Raw genomic sequence first — 17,675 nt, forward strand, 5'->3', positions numbered from 1 at the left:
GTTGGAGATCCTCCTCCTCGTCGCCAGTCTCGTCGGTTTCCTCGCGCTCACCCTGGGGACCGCGCTCTTCGTTGCCGCGGAGTTCTCGCTGACCGCACTGGAGCGGTCGACCATCTCTGACGACGTCGACACTCGCGGCGACCGCCGTTCCCGGCTGGTCCAGCGCGCGCACTCCACGCTCTCGTTCCAGCTCTCCGGCGCCCAACTCGGAATCACGATCACCACACTGATCACCGGCTACATCGCCGAACCGGTCCTGGCCCGGATCCTCTCCCCCGCCCTGACCGGGCTGGGGCTCGGCGAATCCATGGTCGACGGGGTGTCCCTCGTCCTGGCACTCGTCATCGCGACGTCGTTGTCGATGGTCCTCGGCGAGTTGATCCCCAAGAACCTGGCGATCGCGAAGCCGCTGGCGGTCGCCCGTGCCACCGCGGGCCCGATGACGATCTTCTCGGCCGCGTTCCGGTGGGCGATCAACGGCCTCAACGGGTCCGCGAACTGGGTGGTGCGCCGGCTGGGCATCGAACCCGCCGAGGAGCTCGCGTCGGCTCGGTCGCCTCAGGAGCTGGTGTCGTTGGTGCGCAACTCCGCCCGCGAGGGTTCCATCGACGCCGGCACCGCCGCCCTGGTCGACCGCTCCCTGCGATTCGGTGAACTGACCGCCGAGGACCTGATGACACCGCGCGTCACCATCGAATGCCTCGACCGTGACGACAACATTCGCGATCTGGTGTTGGCGTCGTCGCGAACCGGGCATTCTCGCTTCCCCGTGGTGATCGACGGGGACCTCGACGACCTGGTGGGCGTCGTCCACATCAAGCAGGCGTTCACCGTGAGTCCCGAGCGCGCCGCGCACACCACCGTCGCCTCGATCGCGCGGACGGTGCCGCGGGTGCCGGTGAGCCTCGACGGGGACGCACTGATGGAGCGGATCCGCGCCGACGGTATGGAGGTCTGCGTGGTGATCGACGAGTACGGCGGCACCGCAGGCATCGTCACCACCGAGGATCTGATCGAGGAGATCCTCGGCGACGTCACCGATGAGCACGACCGCGAACGCGCCGACGTCGCCGAGGACGGCGCGGGCTACCTGTGCTCGGGGCTGCTCCGGATCGACGAGGTCGCCGATGCCACCGGCTACCGTGCTCCGGAGGGGTCCTACGACACGCTCGGCGGTCTGGTCATGTTCTGCTTGGGCCGCATACCGATGGTCGGCGACACGGTCGAACTGCCCGACCGTACCCCCGCCATCGACGCCGACGACGACGAACACGAACCGGCCGAGAGCGACGACGTCTCCTGGCGGGCGACGGTGACCCAGATGGACGGCCGACGAATCGACGTCGTCTCGCTACAGCCGGTCGGCGACGCGACCCGCGCAGGGGCGCCGACCCATGGGTGATCTCTGGGCGGTGCTGCTCACCGTGGTGCTCCTCGGCGGCAACGCATTCTTCGTCGGTGCCGAGTTCTCGCTGATCTCGGCACGTCGCGATCGACTCGAGGCCCTCGAAGAGGCCGGGAAGAAGCGTGCGCGGACCGTGATCGGCGCCGGCGAGCGACTGTCGCTGATGCTGGCCGGCGCGCAGCTGGGCATCACCATCTGCTCCATCCTGCTCGGCCGGGTGGGCGAGCCGGCGGTCGCCCATCTCATCGAGCGACCCCTTCATCTCGTACACGTACCCGATGCCCTGCTGCATCCGATCTCGTTCACCGTCGCGCTGTCGCTGGTGGTGGTGCTGCACATCCTCATCGGCGAGATGGTGCCCAAGAACATCGCGCTCGCCGGCCCGGAGACCTCGGCGATGTTGCTGGTACCGGCCCACCTCATGTTCATCCGGATCGCGCGTCCGCTCATCGCGTTCTACAACTGGCTCGCCAACATCTCGCTGCGCTTGATGCGGGTGGAACCCAAGGACGAACTGGCCTCCAGCGTCTCCCCGGGGGAACTGGCCCAGATGATCGTCGAGTCCAAGCGGGAAGGACTGATCGACGCCGAAGAACATGAACGGCTGACCCGTGCGCTGCAGTCGGTCAGCCGGACCGTCGGTGAAGTGATGATTCCACTGGACACGCTGCGCAGCGTGTCGATGGAGGTGGACGAGAAAACCGGCGGCACCGGGCCCACACTCGGGTCGGTGGAGCGCGCGGTCAGTGACACCGGGTTCTCCCGGTTCCCGGTCCGCGGGCCCGACGGCACACTCACCGGCTACCTGCACCTCAAGGACGTCCTCGACGAGATTCTCGACGAGCGGATCGGACCGGACACGATCATCGGCATCTCCAAGATCCGCGCGCTACCGGTCATCGCGTCATCCACCCTGCTCGAGGAGGCCACCTCCGCACTGCGCCGCACCAGCTCGCACCTGGGCGCGGTGGTCGACGAGAGCGGCCGCACCATCGGAGTCGTCGCGCTCGCCGACCTGGTCGAGGAATTCGTCGGCAACGTCCGCGACGAGACCCATCGGGTATGACGACGGGGTCGGCCGCCGAGACCCGTGTCGACGGGGTGCTTACTCGTCGTCAGTGGATCGGGCTGCGTGAGAGTCATCGCGATCGAGTCGAGGCGTTGATCGGTGACTATCTGCGCGAGCGCCGGAGCGGGTCGAAGCACCCGGTGATCGACTTCCTGTTCACGTACTACTCGTCACGGCCGGCGCATGTGCAGCGCTGGCATCCCGGCTACGGCGTCGTGCTCGGTGACGCCGACGAATACCTGCCCCTGCGTGGCTATCGGCGCGTGGCCGGCGGGGTGTCGGTGGACCCCGATCACCTGCGCGCGCGGACGGGCACTCTGGCCGCCACCGAAGCGCTGCTACGTGCCACGGCCTCGCGTCCTGCGCGGCTGGGTTGCTTCGGCCTGCACGAATGGGCGATGGTCTACCGCACCGACGATCTCCGCCACGACCTTCCGCTACGCCTCGGGGCCGCCGGAACCGATGCGGTGGTCGACGAGATGCCACTGCGCTGCACTCATTTCGACGCGTTCCGGTTCTTCACACCGCTCGCGCGGCCATACAACGAAGCCAAACTGACCCGCGACCATCAGCTCGCCGATGAGCAGCCGGGCTGTCTGCACGCGACGATGGACCTGTACCGGGCGTGCTTCACGCTGGCACCGTTGATCGACTCCGACCTGACCCTGGACTGCTTCGCTCTCGCGCTGCGCGCCCGCGAACTCGACATGCGGGCGAGTCCCTACGATCTGAGCGAGCTGGGCTATGACCCGGTGCCGATAGAGACCCCCGCCGGTCGAGCGCAGTATGTGCGCGAACAATCCGAGATCGCGACCGCCGGCGAGATCCTTCGGGCCGCGGTGGCCGAACGGTGTCGTCACCTGCTCGGACAGACCGGACGGGATCCCCGCGAAGCGCCGATTACCGGCGAGTAGCATGGTGGGGTCGATTCACCGTAGGAGAAAGGCTGTCATGTCTGACCGGACCAACGTCAATGGACTGCAGGTCGCCACTGTCCTGTATGACTTCATCAACAACGAGGCGTTGCCCGGTACCGGTGTAGACCAGAACAGCTTCTGGGCGGGCGCCGCATCGGTCATCGGCGACCTTGCCCCGCGCAACCGGGAACTGCTCGCCGTACGCGACGATCTGCAGGCCAAGATCGACCAATGGCACAAGGACAACGACGGTGCCGGGGACTTCGCCACCTACAAGAAGTTTCTCACCGACATCGGGTACCTGGTCGAGCCGCCGGCCGATTTCCAGATCGCCACCGAGAACGTCGACCGCGAGATCGCCGAGACGGCAGGACCGCAGCTCGTGGTGCCGGTGCTCAACGCCCGGTTCGCCCTCAACGCATCCAACGCACGGTGGGGGTCGCTCTACGACGCGCTCTACGGCACCGACGTGATCCCCGAGACCGACGGCGCCGAAAAGGGTTCGTCCTACAACCAGGTGCGCGGTGACAAGGTGATCGCCTACGCGAAAGCCTTCCTCGACCAGGCGGTGCCGCTCGAGCAGTGCAGCTACACCGACGTGGCGGCGTTCGCGGTCGTCGACGGAGCACTGCAGGTCACGTTGGCCGATCAGAAGACCGCCACCCTCGCCGACCCCTCGGCGTTCGCCGGTTATCGCGGCGAACCGTCGTCACCGTCGTCGATCCTGTTGCGCCACAACGGCCTCTACCTCGACATCGAGATCGATCCGGAATCGCCCATCGGAAAGACCGACCCGGCAGGCATCAAGGATGTGGTGATGGAGTCGGCGATCACCACGATCATGGACTTCGAGGACTCGGTGGCCGCCGTCGACGCCGACGACAAGGTGCTCGGCTACCGCAACTGGCTGGGACTGAACAAGGGTGATCTCGCCGAAGAGGTGAGCAAGGGCGGCAAGAGCTTCACCCGCACGCTGCACGCCAACCGTGAGTACACCGCACCCGATGGTTCCGGCTTCGATCTGCACGGCCGTTCACTGCTGTTCGTGCGCAACGTCGGTCACCTGATGACCAACCCGGCAGTGCTCGACGCCGACGGCAACGAAGTCCCCGAGGGCATCCTCGATGCACTGGTGACCTCGCTGGCCGGTATCCACGGGCTGTCCACCGAGGCCGGTGTGCAGAACTCACGAACCGGTTCGATCTACATCGTCAAGCCGAAGATGCACGGACCCGACGAAGTGGCGTTCACCGTCGAGCTGTTCGGTCGCGTCGAGCAAGTGCTCGGACTGCCGGAGAACACCCTCAAGGTCGGCATCATGGACGAGGAACGTCGCACGACCGTCAACCTGAAGGCCTGCATCAAGGCCGCCGAGAATCGCGTAGTCTTCATCAACACCGGCTTCCTCGATCGGACCGGCGACGAGATCCACACCTCCATGGAGGCCGGCGCGATGATCCGCAAGGGTGAGATGAAGCAGCAGAAGTGGATCGCGGCCTACGAGGACTTCAACGTCGACACCGGCCTGGCCGCCGGACTGCAGCACAAGGCGCAGATCGGCAAGGGCATGTGGGCCATGACCGACCTGATGGCCGACATGGTCGAGCAGAAGATCGGCCAGCCGAAGGCCGGTGCCACGACCGCCTGGGTCCCGTCACCGACAGCTGCGACGCTGCACGCGATGCACTATCACCTCGTGGACGTCTTCGAACGTCAGGACGAGATCGCCAAGCGCGACCCCGCTGACGTCGACGACATCCTGACCATTCCGCTCGCACCGAAGACCGACTGGTCGGCCGAGGAGAAGCAGCAGGAACTCGACAACAACTGCCAGTCGATCCTGGGTTATGTGGTGCGCTGGATCGACCACGGTGTGGGTTGCTCCAAGGTGCCCGACATCCACGACGTCGCACTGATGGAAGACCGCGCCACCCTGCGCATCTCCAGCCAGTTGCTGGCGAACTGGATTCATCACGGCATCGTGACCGCCGACGACGTGGTCGCTTCGCTGGAGCGGATGGCCCCGGTGGTGGACCGACAGAACGCCGACGACCCCGCTTACCGTCCGATGGCTGCGGATTTCGACTCCAACATCGCGTTCCAGGCCGCGAAGGCACTGATCCTGGAGGGGACCACCCAGCCCAGCGGATACACCGAGCCGATCCTGCACGCCAAGCGCCGCGAGTACAAAGCAGCCAACGGCTGACCGATGCCCGGACAGCCGTCCGCGGACGGATGGTCGGCAGGCCACCATGCTGTCAGCCGGGACGATGTCCGCTATCGTCGTCATCTGTCACCCCGATCACAGTCGGATCGGGGTGACAGACGGCGAATGCCCGAAGAGCGGAAGGCGGGGGGTTGGCTCACCATCGCAGCACCGACCGTGGCGCATCGATGCGTGGTCGGGGGGTCAGTCGAGGTCTGGTCGGCGCACTGCTGACCGTCGTCCTCGTGGCGGCCGTGGTCGTGGTGTGGTTCCAACTCGGCGACCGTATCGACCGGCAAGGTGAGCAAGCCGCCGGCAACTGTGTCGAAGGTCGTACCACCGTTCCGATCATCGCCGACCCCGATGTCGCCGATGCGTTGAGCACCATCGCCGCCGAGTATTCGGAAACCGGGCCGGTGGTGCGTGATCACTGCGTGGTGGTAGAGGTCCGGCCCGGCGACGCGAAGGTCACCCTGGACGGTCTGGCCGGCGCCTGGGATCCCGCCGCGCTCGGCGCCCGGCCTGCGGCGTGGGTGCCGCAGTCATCGATCTGGGCGGCGGATCTGGTCAGCGCGCGCCCCGACATCGTCGACGGCACTCCGTCCTCACTGGTCAGTTCGCCGGTGGTGTTGGCCACCGCCCCGGAGTTGGCCGAGGCGTTCGACGGCGAACTCGACTGGCAACAGTTGCCGACGCTGCAACAGCGCGATGCCTCGTTGGGCGCCTTCGGGTTGGGCAGCTGGGGTTCGATTCGCCTGGCGATGCCGATTGGTGCGCAGTCCGACGCGACGGCGCTGGCTGCGCAGGCGGTGGCGATGCAGGTCACCCGGACCATGGGTCCGCTCACCGAACAGGACGCGGACTCGCCGCGGGTGGCCTCGAGTATCGAAGCGATGTCGTCGGGTGCACCGCAGTCGCCCGACGGGACGCCGGTCGGCGCAGCTCGGCTGATGGCCGATGCGTCCGACCCGGCCGACGCCACCATTCATGCCGTGGCCATCACGGAACAGTCGCTGTATCAATTGACCCGCGACGACACCACCCCACGTCTCGCCGAGGTGATCCCTGGAGGTCCGACCCCGATCGCCGACTATCCGATCGTCCGACTCACCGGTGACGGCGTCGCAGCCGAACAGACCGATGCGGTGGCCGAGTTCTTCGCCTTCGCCAGCCAGCCCGAACATCTCGCGACGCTGACGGCACTGGGGTTCCGCGGTGACGCGCCGATGCCCGAGAAGACCGCCACCGTCACATTCCCGCTCACCGAGAACCCGATGCCGATTCCCGAGACGGCGGCAACTGTCACCATCAATCGGCTCGTCTACGGGCCCGACAGCGGGCCGGTGACGGCGGGGTGAGGACTTCGGACTGAGGTGACGTGGTCTCGATACGCCCCTCGCCTAGCGGCTCGGGGCTACTCGACCACCGACATTCGCCCCGGCCACCTTCACCACCGACAAACGACCCGGCGTACCCCGTCGATGAGTAGCCGCGAACGTAGTGAGTGGCCCCACCCGCTGATCGAGTAGCCGCGAACGTAGTGAGTGGCCCCACCCGCTGATCGAGTAGCCGCGAACGTAGTGAGTGGCGTATCGAGATCAGCTGCTGAAGGCCTCGATGGGCGGGCAGCTGCACACGAGGTTGCGGTCGCCGAAGGCCTGATCGATCCGTCGGACCGCGGGCCAGATCTTGGCGCGGGCACCCGCCGACGGGAGGCCGAGCGGATACACCGCCACCTCTCGGGAGTAGGGGTGATCCCAGTCGCCGACCAACGCCTCGGCGGTGTGCGGTGCCCCGCGCAGCGGGTTGTCGTCGGCTGGCCACTCCCCGGCTCCGACGCGGTCGATCTCGGCGCGGATGGCGATCATCGCGTCACAGAACGCGTCGAGTTCGTCGAGATTCTCACTCTCGGTCGGCTCCACCATCAGTGTTCCCGCCACCGGAAAGCTCATGGTGGGTGCGTGGAAACCGTAGTCGGCCAGTCGTTTGGCCACATCGTCGACGGTGACGCCGGTCTCCTTCGTCAACGGCCGAAGGTCGAGGATGCACTCGTGGGCGACCAGACCATTCTCGCCAGCATACAGCACCGGGTAATGATCCCCGAGACGCCGCGCGATGTAGTTGGCCGAGGCGATCGCGGTGAGGGTGGCTCGACGCAGCCCGTCGGCGCCCATCATCGCAATGTAGGCGTAGGTGATCGGCAGGATCGAGGCCGATCCGTACGGCGCCGCCGAGATCGTCGAGTCCCCGGGGAGGTCGTCGGCGAGGGGATGACCGGGCAGATACGGCGCGAGGTGAGACCGCACCGCGACCGGCCCCACACCCGGACCGCCACCCCCGTGCGGGATGCAGAAGGTCTTGTGCAGGTTCAGGTGACTCACGTCGCCGCCGAATCGTCCTGGACGGGCCACACCCACCAGGGCGTTCAGATTCGCACCGTCCACATACACCTGGCCGCCCGCATCGTGCACGGCCGCACAGATCTCCTCGATGTCGTGCTCGAAGACGCCATGGGTCGATGGGTAGGTGATCATGATGGCGGCCAGCGCATCCCGGTGTTTGTCGATTTTGGCGCGCAGATCGTCGACGTCGACGTCGCCGTTCTCTCGGCAACCGACCACCACCACGCGCAGCCCGGCCATGACCGCCGATGCGGCGTTGGTGCCGTGCGCGCTCGATGGGATCAGGCACACGTCGCGGCCGGTGTCACCGCGCCCGAGATGGTATCGGCGGATCGCCAGCAACCCGGCGAACTCGCCCTGCGAGCCCGCGTTGGGCTGCACGCTCACCCGGTCATAGCCGGTGACGGCGACCAGCCAGTCCTCCAGGGTGGAGATCACCTCGCGGATGCCGACCGTGTCGGCCGCCGGGGCAAACGGGTGCAGGCGCGCGAAGCCGGGCCAGGTGATCGGTTCCATCTCCGCGGTGGCATTGAGCTTCATGGTGCACGAACCCAGTGGGATCATGCTGCGATCGAGCGCGATGTCCTTGTCGGAGAGCGCACGCAGATAGCGCAGCATCGCCGTTTCGGTGCGGTACCTGTTGAACGCCGGATGCGTCAGGAATTCGGTGTCACGGGTCTCGATCGGCTGCGAAAATGCATGTCGGCGAACTCCTTCGGCGCTGAACGCACGCAGCACCACAGCGAGATCGGCTGCGGTGGTGGTCTCGTCGCACGCGATACCCACGGTGTCGCCGTCGATCCGCCGCAGGTTCACGTTCTCGCGCTTGGCATGTGCGATCACGCTGTCGGCCTGCCCGGGTGCGCGAACCACGATCGTGTCGAAGAACGACGAGTGGGCGATGGAAAACCCCGCAACGGTGAGACTGTCGGCCAGGAACACCGCATGTTCGTGGACGCGACGAGCGATCGCCCGCAATCCGTCGGCCCCGTGATAGGACGCGTACATCGCGGCCACCACCGCCAGGAGCACCTGCGCGGTGCAGATGTTGCTGGTCGCCTTCTCACGCCGGATGTGTTGTTCCCGGGTCTGCAACGACAGGCGGTAAGCGAGATTGCCGTCGGCATCCTTCGAAACACCCACCAGACGGCCGGGCAGTTGACGCGCATGCGTCGAACGCACACACAGGTAGCCGGCGTGCGGTCCACCGAATCCCATCGGCACGCCGAAGCGCTGGGTGGTGCCGAAGCAGACATCCGCGCCCAACTCACCCGGTGGCGTGATCAGGGTCGCTGCCAGCAAGTCGGCCCCCACCGCGACCAGAGCCCCGCGCGCATGCGCGGCGTCGATGACGGGGCCGACATCCAGGATGCGGCCCGACGCCCCGGGTGCCTGCATGATCACACCGAAGAAGTCTCCCTCGGGCAGACCGCAGTCCGGCATCGCGGGATGCAGCGAGGCCTCGACGACCTCGATCCCGAGCGGTTGAGCGCGGGTGTCGATCACGGCGCGCGTCTGTGGGAAGAGGTCGGCATCGACCACCAACCGTGGTGATCGGGACTTGCCTGCACGTCTCAGCAACGTCATCGCCTCGGCCGCAGCGGTCGCCTCGTCGAGCATCGATGCGTTGGCGACCTCCATCCCGGTCAGATCCGCGACCATGGTCTGGAAGTTGAGCAACGCTTCGAGCCGACCCTGGCTGATCTCGGGCTGATAGGGCGTATAGGCGGTGTACCACGCAGGGTTCTCCAGCACGTTGCGCAGGATCACCGGCGGGGTATGGGTGTCGTGGTAGCCCAGCCCGATCATGGAGCGGGCGACGGTGTTGCGGTCCGCGAGGTGGGCGAGTTGTTCGTGCACGTCGTGCTCGCTGACCGCGGGCGGCAACGACTGCAGACCGTTGGAGTCCGGCTCATCGGCGATGACCGCCGGGACCACCCGGGCGGCGAGTTCATCGAGAGACGAGATGCCGATCGCGGCGAGGATACGTTCGGTCTCGGTGGCATTCGGGCCGACGTGGCGATCGACGAAGGCGGCAGAGACGGGCGTGGCGGGCATGACAGGTCAACCTCTCGGCGGTCTGCGGCCCTCCCCCTCTGTCATGCCTGTCGATCCGCGAACGGACAGCTGGGCGCCTGAGAGATTCGGCCGGTAGTCGACCTTTCACCGTGGGCGGAGCCGGGTTGCCCCGACTCACTTTCCAGAGACGCCGTCAACATCACGGTCCTGGGTGCCTGAGAGTTTGACGAGGAGGTGTTGCTCCTTCGGCGGCCTCCGCCCATGTGGCGGTGACTCTCTCCCGAGACGCAGCGGCGCGACCTCAGTATACGTGGGCATGACCACGGCGCAGGTCGCCCGTCTCCGGCGACGACGCGATCCGGCCCGACAAAACCTGACAGTCGATGTCGTGATTCGCTGATCTACTGGCGTGGCGTCATCACCCACGACCCGAGGAGCGCCCTGATGCCCGCACCGAACCTGTTTCTGATCTACGTCCGCGACGCTGAGGCCGCAACCACGTTCTACTGCGAATTGTTCGATGTACAGCCGAAATTCGTGAGTCCTCGCTATGTCGCCTTCGAGGTCGCACCCGGGGTTCTGTTCGCCCTGTGGACCGGTCGTAGTGACCACGCGGTTCCTGCCACCCCGCGCACGTGCGAGGTCGGGCTGATGATTCCCGGCGCGGCGTCCGCGATCGACGCGATCCATGCGCGGTGGGCGGCGGCAGGTGTCCGAGTGGTGCAGGAGCCTTATGACGACGTCTTCGGCCGAACATTCGTGGCCGCCGATCCGGACGGCAACCTCATCCGGGTTTCGCCGATGGATTGACGCTGCGCCACACTGCGCCGATCGGTCCGGCAGGAGTGCATGGGCCGCTGATGCCTCGGCACCCTGACCGGCCCGAGGGCTCTAGCCGGTCCGACGGGTCCGATTCTTGCGCCGCGCGGCCAGTTCGTCTTCTGGCGCGGTCTCGGTGACACCGCCATCGGCCCGCTCGCCGGGGAAGTCGGCGATGGTTCCGGTCAGTTCACGCATGGCACCGCTGACAGCGATCCCGAAGACGCCCTGGCCACCTTGCAGTAAGTCGACGACCTCTTCCGCCGAGGTGCACTCATAGACCGTGGTGCCGTCGGAGAACAGGGTGATGCGGGCCAGATCCTCCACCCCACGCTGACGTAGGTGGTCGACCGCGACCCGGATGTTCTGGAGCGAGATCCCGGTGTCGAGCAATCGCTTCACGATCTTGAGGACCAAGATGTCCTTGAACGAGTACAGACGCTGGCTGCCCGACCCTGCCGCGCCGCGAATGGACGGCACCACCAGCGACGTGCGGGCCCAGTAGTCGAGCTGCCGATAGGTGATTCCGGCGATCTGGCACGCACTGGGCACGCGATAGCCCACCAGCTCGTCCGGCACGGTGTCGTTGGGAAAGATGCCGGGCGCGATGTCATCGAGACTGCCCTGCGTGGCGGCACCCGAGTTCGACGCCCCGGTGCGGTCGCTGTCGACCTCGCCGTCGGCCGCGGTCACCTCGGTCGGTGACGGCATTTCGTCGTCGAACGGCTGATCGCCCACTGCAGACTCCCTCGCAACGCCAGGATCGACTCGACAGACACGTCAGCTCGAGGTTTCCCTCGAGACTGCTACAACAGTACGCGCCTGACAGACGATCATCCTTCGTCCCCGCTCAATTCGGGCGACGTGTCGACGGTATGCGGCCCGCGAGGGCGGAATCAACGCGACTCGCCCTGTAACCTCAACCTCTACTTGAGATCGAGCAAACAGTGACCCGGCGGTGTCCGTTCCGTGATCTGGGTCGTTCGCCCCTGTTCTCGGCAACCGATCCAGCGTTGGGCGCCATCAACGCGCTACGCCCCGCCGCTCGCCTTGAAGTCGTCCGGCGAGACGTTGTCGAGGAATTCCTTGAACTTCTCGACCTCGTCCTCTTTGGCCTCCGCGGGAGCGTCCTCGTCGCCGTTCTCGTCGGGGATGAGCAGTCCCGCCTCGGTCAGTACGTCTTCGTCGGCGACGATCGGCACTCCCGCCCTCATGGCGACCGCGATCGAATCCGACGGGCGCGCGGAGACCCGCAATTCGTCGGCAAAGACCATCTCCGCGTAGAAGGTGCCCTCTTGCATGTCGACGATGCGGACCTCGCGCAGCGTCTTGCCGAAGTCGTTGATCAAGTTGACGATCAGATCATGGGTGAGCGGACGTGGCGGCTCGATACCCTTCTGCTGCAAGGCGATCGATGCGGCCTCGCTCTGTCCGATCCAGATCGGCAGATACCGTTCACCCTCCACCTCACGCAGGAGCAGCACCGGCTGGCTCTGCGGCGGCTCGACCCGAATGCCCACGACTCGCATTTCGCCCATCTCGCACCCGCTTCCTCATGATCGCCGGATGATCGGTCGGTGGCTCCTCGAAGGCAGTCCCTCGCGCCTGCCGATCACTGAACACGACGCTACACCGCATGACCCGACCGTGGCGGCCACCCGAGCCCAGATCGGTCCGGGATCGACAGATCAGTCCAGGACGTCGCGGACCGCGGCCTTGACCAGCTGGGTGTGCAACGTCACCGACAGAGCAGCGATCTCACGGACCAACTCCTCGGCGCGATCCCGCGCCCCGGTTCCCTTGCCCTTGGCGATCGGGTTCGCGATCTGCGCCACCAAGCCGGCCTCGCGGTCCGCGGAGACCTTGAACGCCCGCAGATGCCGCGTCTCCAGACCGTAATTGGCCAGCGCCGCCGCAGCCTCGACCAGTCGCACGGCGTCTTCGTCGAAGAATCCGGCCGGACCGGCCGACAGCAGGCCGTTGCGTTGTAGCTCGGTCACGAATGCCGCATCCACACCAGTGCGCTCGATGAGGGCCTCGCGTGACACCCGATCGCCCCGGGAACCGAAGTCGGTGGCCGGCGCCACCGCTCCGCGAGCCGAGGAGATCAGCCGGGTGGCGCCACCCGGACCGCCGTCGCCGCTGTCGATCGCGTCGAGTTGCTCCTTGATGACCTTCAGCGGCAGGTACCGATCCCGTTGTGCGGTCAGCACGAATCGCAATCGCTCGACATCTGCCGAACTGAACCGGCGATAACCCGACGGCGCCCGCTCGGGAGTGATCAGACCCTCGGATTCCAGGAAGCGGATCTTGGAGATCGTCACGTCCGGGAAATCCTCACGCAACAAGGCGAGGACCGAGCCGATCGACATCGATCCTTCGCCGCGCTGACCTGCCGACGACGCCGTCACGGCGTCAGGCGCCGGCGTGGCCGTCGCGCGGACCGCTCAGGAACACGAGACGGAACTTGCCGATCTGGACCTCGTCGCCATTGCTCAGCTGCGCGGTGTCCACCGGCTCACGGTTGACATAGGTGCCGTTGAGGCTGCCCACGTCGACTACCTGGAACTCGTTGTCACCGAGGCGGAATTCGGCGTGGCGACGGCTCACCGTCACATCGTCGAGAAAGATGTCGCTGTCAGGATGCCGACCCGCCGACGTCGTCGGCTGATCGAGCAGAAATCGCGAGCCGGCGTTGGGGCCGCGCTTGACGACAAGCAGCGCCGTGCCGGGAGAGAGCCTCTCGACCCCGGTATCGGCAGGTTCACTCGAGGTGGTCGCCCCGGCGTCGAGTTCGGAGATGAACTCCTCCCGGAAAACCGATGTGGTCTCCACCGGCGCCTCGAGGTCCTTGTCGTTTTCGCTCACCACTTCTCCTTCGTCTGTTTCGGTGCCCGCGGATCTCGGCGTCACCGGCATGTCACGGCTCGCGGCGACACGCGAGTCGCATGTCCCGCACGCCGACGATGCCGGTCCGTCATCGTCCACCTCGGGCTCCGGTCCGGCCGACGACGTTCGGGTCGGCGGGCCGGATCTGCTGTGAGTAACCGTACCGTGTCGCGGCCTCCACACGGGCGATCGAGTCGATCACGACACCGACGATCATAGTCGTATGCGTCGAGCCGACCGACCGCCGACACCGGCCGCGTCACCGGCTTGTGATTCACCACCACATGTGCGGCGAATCAGCCCTCGATGACCGCGCGATAGCCGTCGGCGTCGAGAGTGTCGGCCAGCGCCGCGTCCAGAGCGGACTCATCGGCGACGCTGATGACGACCAGCCATCCCGAACCATACGGGTCCGAGTTGACCAATTCGGGAGCCGTCTCGAGCTCGCCGTTGACCTCGGACACCGTACCCTCCAGAGGCCCGTAGATGTCCGAGACACTCTTGGTCGACTCGACCTCGGCGAAGGACTCGCCGGACTCCACGGCGTCGTCGACGGCCGGCAGCTGCACGAACACCACGTCACCGAGCGCGTCCTGTGCGAAATCGGTGATGCCCACCCGAACACTGGTCGGCCCGGTCCTCTCCACCCATTCGTGTTCGGCCGTATAACGCAGGCCGGCGGGCACATTGGTTTCGGTCACGGTGCACCTTTCTGGTCTGTCGCACCAACGCGGCGGCGACTCTTCGGAAATTCAGGTTACGTTGCGGCGGCGTTCTGCGGAGGCATCCGTCGGAGCACGAGCACTGTCTGATACCCGTACAGCACAAACGACCACAGATACAGCCCGACGCCCCAGATCATGAACGCCCACCCGATGGGATAGCAGATGGTGCCGATGATCGAATCCAATTGTCCGGCAAGCAGCCACGGAAACGCGCTCATCAAGGCGAAAGTGGCCGCCTTGCCGATGTAGAGCACCGGCAATGCCACCAGGCCACGTGAACGCAACAGCGGTGCCGTGGCGAACAATGCGAGATCGCGCGCGATGATCACCGCGATCAGCCACCACGGCACGAACTCTCGGATTCCGAACGCGATGGGGATGATGACGATGTAGAGACGGTCGGCGGCGGGATCGAGCAATGCGCCGATCCGTGAGGACTGGTCGAGCCAACGCGCGATCTTGCCATCCGCCCAGTCGGAGAAACCGGAGAACAACAGGATCGCGAACGCCCAGCCATCGGCTTCTTCGACCAGCAACAGCCAGATGAACACCGGTATCAGCGCGAGCCGTAAGACGCTCAGTGCGTTCGGAACGGTCAACCATCGATCGTCGGCGACGGTGGTGGCCTCGGCCTGCGCTCGGGGATCACCGCGGCCGTCCGTGTCTCCGGTCACCGGAAGATGCCGATGATGCCCTGCAGGGTCTTCGCGCCGCCCGACGCGAAGAGGTTGTCGTGCACCATGTACGTCCACGTGGTGGTGGAGCGATGCAGATCGGCGGTCCCCAGATCGACACCGTCGTTGGTGATCGTCGCGGAGGTGAAGGTGACGCACGCCTTGTCCACGGCCTCGGTGGGCAGACCGGCGAACTCGTCGAGGATCAGTTTGTGGAACTCGTCGAGCGGGCTCTCCTTGCCGAGCGAACGCAGGTGAATACTCGCCCGGACGTCGGACACGAACGCCAGATGATCGGCCCATGCCCGGTCGAGGTGATACAGCATGATCTCGCGTGCCGCCTGCACGAGGACCTCGCGGTCCACCGGCTCGACCGGCGGCATCGGGGCCGCCTCGGCTGTCGTCCCCTCCGCGGTCGCCGAGCGATCGGGGTTCGACCCTTCAGCGCTCGACCCCTCAGCGCTCGACTCTTGAGGGCTCGACTCTTGAGGGCTCGACCCCTCGGAACTCGACTCTTGAGCGCTCCGCTCGGCGGTCTTTGCACCCGTCAGTTGCGCATACCTGTCCGGTTCACGTGCGCTGAGTTCGTCCAGCGCGGTGTCGGTGGTCAGGATCTCCATCCGCCGCGCAACAACGATGTCGCGCTGCTGATTGACGAGTTTGTTGTAGCGCCAGGTGTTGGCGTGCAACTCGAGCATCACACCTTCAGCGACCCGTTGCGCCTGTTCGATGAGGTCTATTCCCTTGGCTCCCATCGAGCCGTCCTCGGACTGGGAGACGGGGTCTCGTTTGAAAGCCAGATTCCTTGTCACGACCGGATCCTCGAGACTGGAGAAGAACACCGAGCGGCCCGGATCACCCTGACGGCCGGCGCGTCCCCGCAGTTGGTTGTCCAGACGCTGAGTGTCATGCCGTCCGGTCCCGATGACACAGAGCCCACCCAACTCCACCACTTCCTCTCGCGCGGCAGCGTCGTCTGCGGAACCGCCGAGCCGGATGTCGGTGCCACGGCCGGCCATCTGAGTGGAGACGGTCACCGCGTTCCGCGCGCCCGCCTCGGCGATGATCTTCGCCTCCTCGGCGTCGTTCTTCGCGTTGAGCACCACCGTCGACACACCTGCCTTGTCGAGGAAGTACGCCAGCTCTTCGGACTCGGCGACGTCGTGCGTGCCGATCAGGATCGGCTGTCCGGTCTCGTGCACCTCTTTGACGTAGCCGACGATCGCCTCGACCTTGTTCGCCTTGGTGTCGTACACGCGGTCGGGTTCATCGACCCGGATGTTCGAGGTGTTCGGCGGGATCTGCGACACGAGCAGGTCGTAGAACTGCCGGAACTGCTCGCCCGCGGCCAATGCGGTGCCGGTCATGCCGCACACCGAGGGGTACCGTCCGATCAGGGCCTGCACCGTGATCGTGTCGATGACCTCGCCGGAATCGGTCTGGCTGAGCCCCTCTTTGATCTCCACCGCGGCCTGAACGCCGTCGGGCCAGCGTTGCAGCTGCGCGACACGGCCACGCGAGGCGTTGATCAGGTGTACGCCACCGTCGCGGACGATGTAATGAACGTCCCGCTCGAGCAGATAGTGGGCGTGCATGGCGATGTTGATGTGCACCAGGGTGGTGCCGACGTGGTCCTCGTCGTAGAGGTTGATACCACCGAGCTCTTCCTCGACGAAGGACGCGCCCTCCTCGGTGAGGGTCACGTTTCGCCCCTCGGTGTCGACCTCGTAGTGCTTGTTCTTCATGCGTGCGACCACATCGTGGATGGCCTGATCGGGTACCTCGGTTTCGGTGGACCCGGCCAGCACCAGCGGGATGAGCGCCTCGTCGACCAGCACCGAGTCCGCCTCGTCGATGATCGCCACGTCGGGTTTCGGCGACACCAGGTCATCCGGCGACAGTGCGAGTTGGTCGCGGAGCACGTCGAATCCGATCTCGTTGACCGAACCGTAGGTGATGTCGGCGGCGTAGGCGGCCTTGCGTTCCTCGTGATCGGAGTTCTCCGAGACCGCCCGGGCCACCAGACCGAACGCCGCGAACAAGGGCGCCATCCACTCCGCGTCACGGGTCGCGAGGTAGTCGTTGACCGAGATCACATGCACTCGATGGCCCTGCAGGACATGCCCGATGGCAGCGATCGCACCGGCCAGTGTCTTGCCTTCACCGGTGGCCATCTCGACCACGTCGCCCTCGAGCAACCGCAGCGCGCCCTGTAACTGAACGTCGAACGGTCGCATGTCCAGCGAGCGATCTGCGGCCTCCCGGACGAGCGCGAGAAACCTCGCACGGTCGGCGGGCTTCGAGCCGATGTCGAGCTGTTGGGCCTGCGCCGCGAACTCATCGTCGGCGAGATCGGCGGCCCAGGAGGTGTGGGTGTCCGCGTCCTTGATCAGTGCGACGGACTTCGACTGATTTCGCGATGACTGGGAGCCCAGAAGGCGCCACATGCTGTTGGTCAGCTTTCCCACCGAACACTTCTCCTGACTCGTGCCTGTCGGGCATGGGTAGCGGTCGGAGCGCCGGGTCTCGATGGCGGCACGCCCGCGGACG

At 66.1% G+C, this 17,675-nt stretch carries 15 protein-coding genes and 1 riboswitch; of the genes, 7 read left to right on the top strand and 8 right to left on the bottom strand.

From position 1 onward, the window contains the following. Window position 1: 1 nt before the first annotated feature. From OSB52_RS09390 to OSB52_RS09410, 5 genes are all read left to right on the top strand, one after another. Window positions 2-1,402 carry a hemolysin family protein gene (locus tag OSB52_RS09390; protein ID WP_235724222.1) on the top strand — a complete coding sequence of 467 codons (1,401 nt, stop codon included), beginning with the start codon at window positions 2-4 and terminating at the stop codon, window positions 1,400-1,402. Further along, window positions 1,395-2,471: a hemolysin family protein gene (locus tag OSB52_RS09395; protein WP_266061450.1), complete on the top strand. Its 1,077-nt coding sequence runs from the start codon at window positions 1,395-1,397 to the stop codon at window positions 2,469-2,471. The genes OSB52_RS09390 and OSB52_RS09395 overlap by 8 nt, the downstream gene beginning before the upstream one ends. Further along, entirely contained in the window at window positions 2,468-3,388 is a 921-nt protein-coding gene (locus tag OSB52_RS09400; protein WP_235724224.1) for a 3-methyladenine DNA glycosylase, read from the top strand. Before OSB52_RS09395 ends, OSB52_RS09400 begins: the two co-directional genes overlap by 4 nt. A 37-nt stretch (window positions 3,389-3,425) precedes the next feature. Then, complete coding sequence (locus OSB52_RS09405) at window positions 3,426-5,597, top strand: malate synthase G (RefSeq protein ID WP_235724225.1); 2,172 nt, start codon at window positions 3,426-3,428, stop codon at window positions 5,595-5,597. 152 nt (window positions 5,598-5,749) lie between these two features. Further along, a complete protein-coding gene (locus tag OSB52_RS09410) occupies window positions 5,750-6,955 on the top strand; it encodes a substrate-binding domain-containing protein (protein WP_266061451.1) in 1,206 nt (401 codons plus the stop codon). A 240-nt stretch (window positions 6,956-7,195) separates the two neighbouring features. Here OSB52_RS09410 and gcvP read toward each other — a convergent pair whose 3' ends face one another. Then, on the bottom strand, window positions 7,196-10,057 hold the full coding sequence (gene gcvP / locus OSB52_RS09415; protein ID WP_266061452.1) for an aminomethyl-transferring glycine dehydrogenase: 2,862 nt from the start codon (window positions 10,055-10,057) through the stop codon (window positions 7,196-7,198). 153 nt (window positions 10,058-10,210) lie between these two features. Beyond that, window positions 10,211-10,311, bottom strand: a riboswitch (glycine riboswitch). A gap of 151 nt (window positions 10,312-10,462) precedes the next feature. On the opposite strand from gcvP, the gene OSB52_RS09420 reads away from it, so the two are divergent. After that, window positions 10,463-10,828: a VOC family protein gene (locus OSB52_RS09420; RefSeq protein WP_235724228.1), complete on the top strand. Its 366-nt coding sequence runs from the start codon at window positions 10,463-10,465 to the stop codon at window positions 10,826-10,828. An 81-nt stretch (window positions 10,829-10,909) separates the two neighbouring features. Here the strand turns inward: OSB52_RS09420 and OSB52_RS09425 are convergent, their stop codons facing one another. From OSB52_RS09425 to garA, 4 genes are all read right to left on the bottom strand, one after another. Further along, window positions 10,910-11,575 (bottom strand): MerR family transcriptional regulator, encoded by a 666-nt coding sequence (locus tag OSB52_RS09425; RefSeq protein WP_235724229.1) that lies wholly within the window; start codon window positions 11,573-11,575, stop codon window positions 10,910-10,912. A 293-nt stretch (window positions 11,576-11,868) separates the two neighbouring features. Continuing rightward, window positions 11,869-12,375: a bifunctional nuclease family protein gene (locus OSB52_RS09430; RefSeq protein WP_266061454.1), complete on the bottom strand. Its 507-nt coding sequence runs from the start codon at window positions 12,373-12,375 to the stop codon at window positions 11,869-11,871. 150 nt (window positions 12,376-12,525) lie between these two features. Then, entirely contained in the window at window positions 12,526-13,248 is a 723-nt protein-coding gene (gene ftsR / locus OSB52_RS09435; RefSeq protein ID WP_435948554.1) for a transcriptional regulator FtsR, read from the bottom strand. A 4-nt stretch (window positions 13,249-13,252) separates the two neighbouring features. Beyond that, entirely contained in the window at window positions 13,253-13,708 is a 456-nt protein-coding gene (gene garA, locus OSB52_RS09440; RefSeq protein ID WP_160904252.1) for a glycogen accumulation regulator GarA, read from the bottom strand. Between the two features lie 19 nt (window positions 13,709-13,727). Here garA and OSB52_RS09445 point away from each other — a divergent pair, with 19 nt between their 5' ends. Beyond that, on the top strand, window positions 13,728-13,880 hold the full coding sequence (locus OSB52_RS09445) for a hypothetical protein (RefSeq protein ID WP_235724233.1): 153 nt from the start codon (window positions 13,728-13,730) through the stop codon (window positions 13,878-13,880). 142 nt (window positions 13,881-14,022) lie between these two features. Here OSB52_RS09445 and gcvH read toward each other — a convergent pair whose 3' ends face one another. The 3 genes from gcvH to secA2 all read right to left on the bottom strand — a co-directional run bounded on the left by gcvH (window position 14,023) and on the right by secA2 (window position 17,593). Next, entirely contained in the window at window positions 14,023-14,427 is a 405-nt protein-coding gene (gcvH, locus tag OSB52_RS09450; protein WP_235724234.1) for a glycine cleavage system protein GcvH, read from the bottom strand. A gap of 56 nt (window positions 14,428-14,483) precedes the next feature. Beyond that, window positions 14,484-15,050: a CDP-alcohol phosphatidyltransferase family protein gene (locus OSB52_RS09455; protein WP_235724285.1), complete on the bottom strand. Its 567-nt coding sequence runs from the start codon at window positions 15,048-15,050 to the stop codon at window positions 14,484-14,486. A gap of 71 nt (window positions 15,051-15,121) precedes the next feature. After that, window positions 15,122-17,593, bottom strand: a complete 2,472-nt coding sequence (gene secA2 / locus OSB52_RS09460; protein ID WP_266061456.1) for an accessory Sec system translocase SecA2 — start codon at window positions 17,591-17,593, stop codon at window positions 15,122-15,124. Window positions 17,594-17,675: the final 82 nt, after the last annotated feature.

The organism is Gordonia aquimaris, assembly GCF_026262595.1.
Classification (GTDB): domain Bacteria; phylum Actinomycetota; class Actinomycetes; order Mycobacteriales; family Mycobacteriaceae; genus Gordonia; species Gordonia tangerina.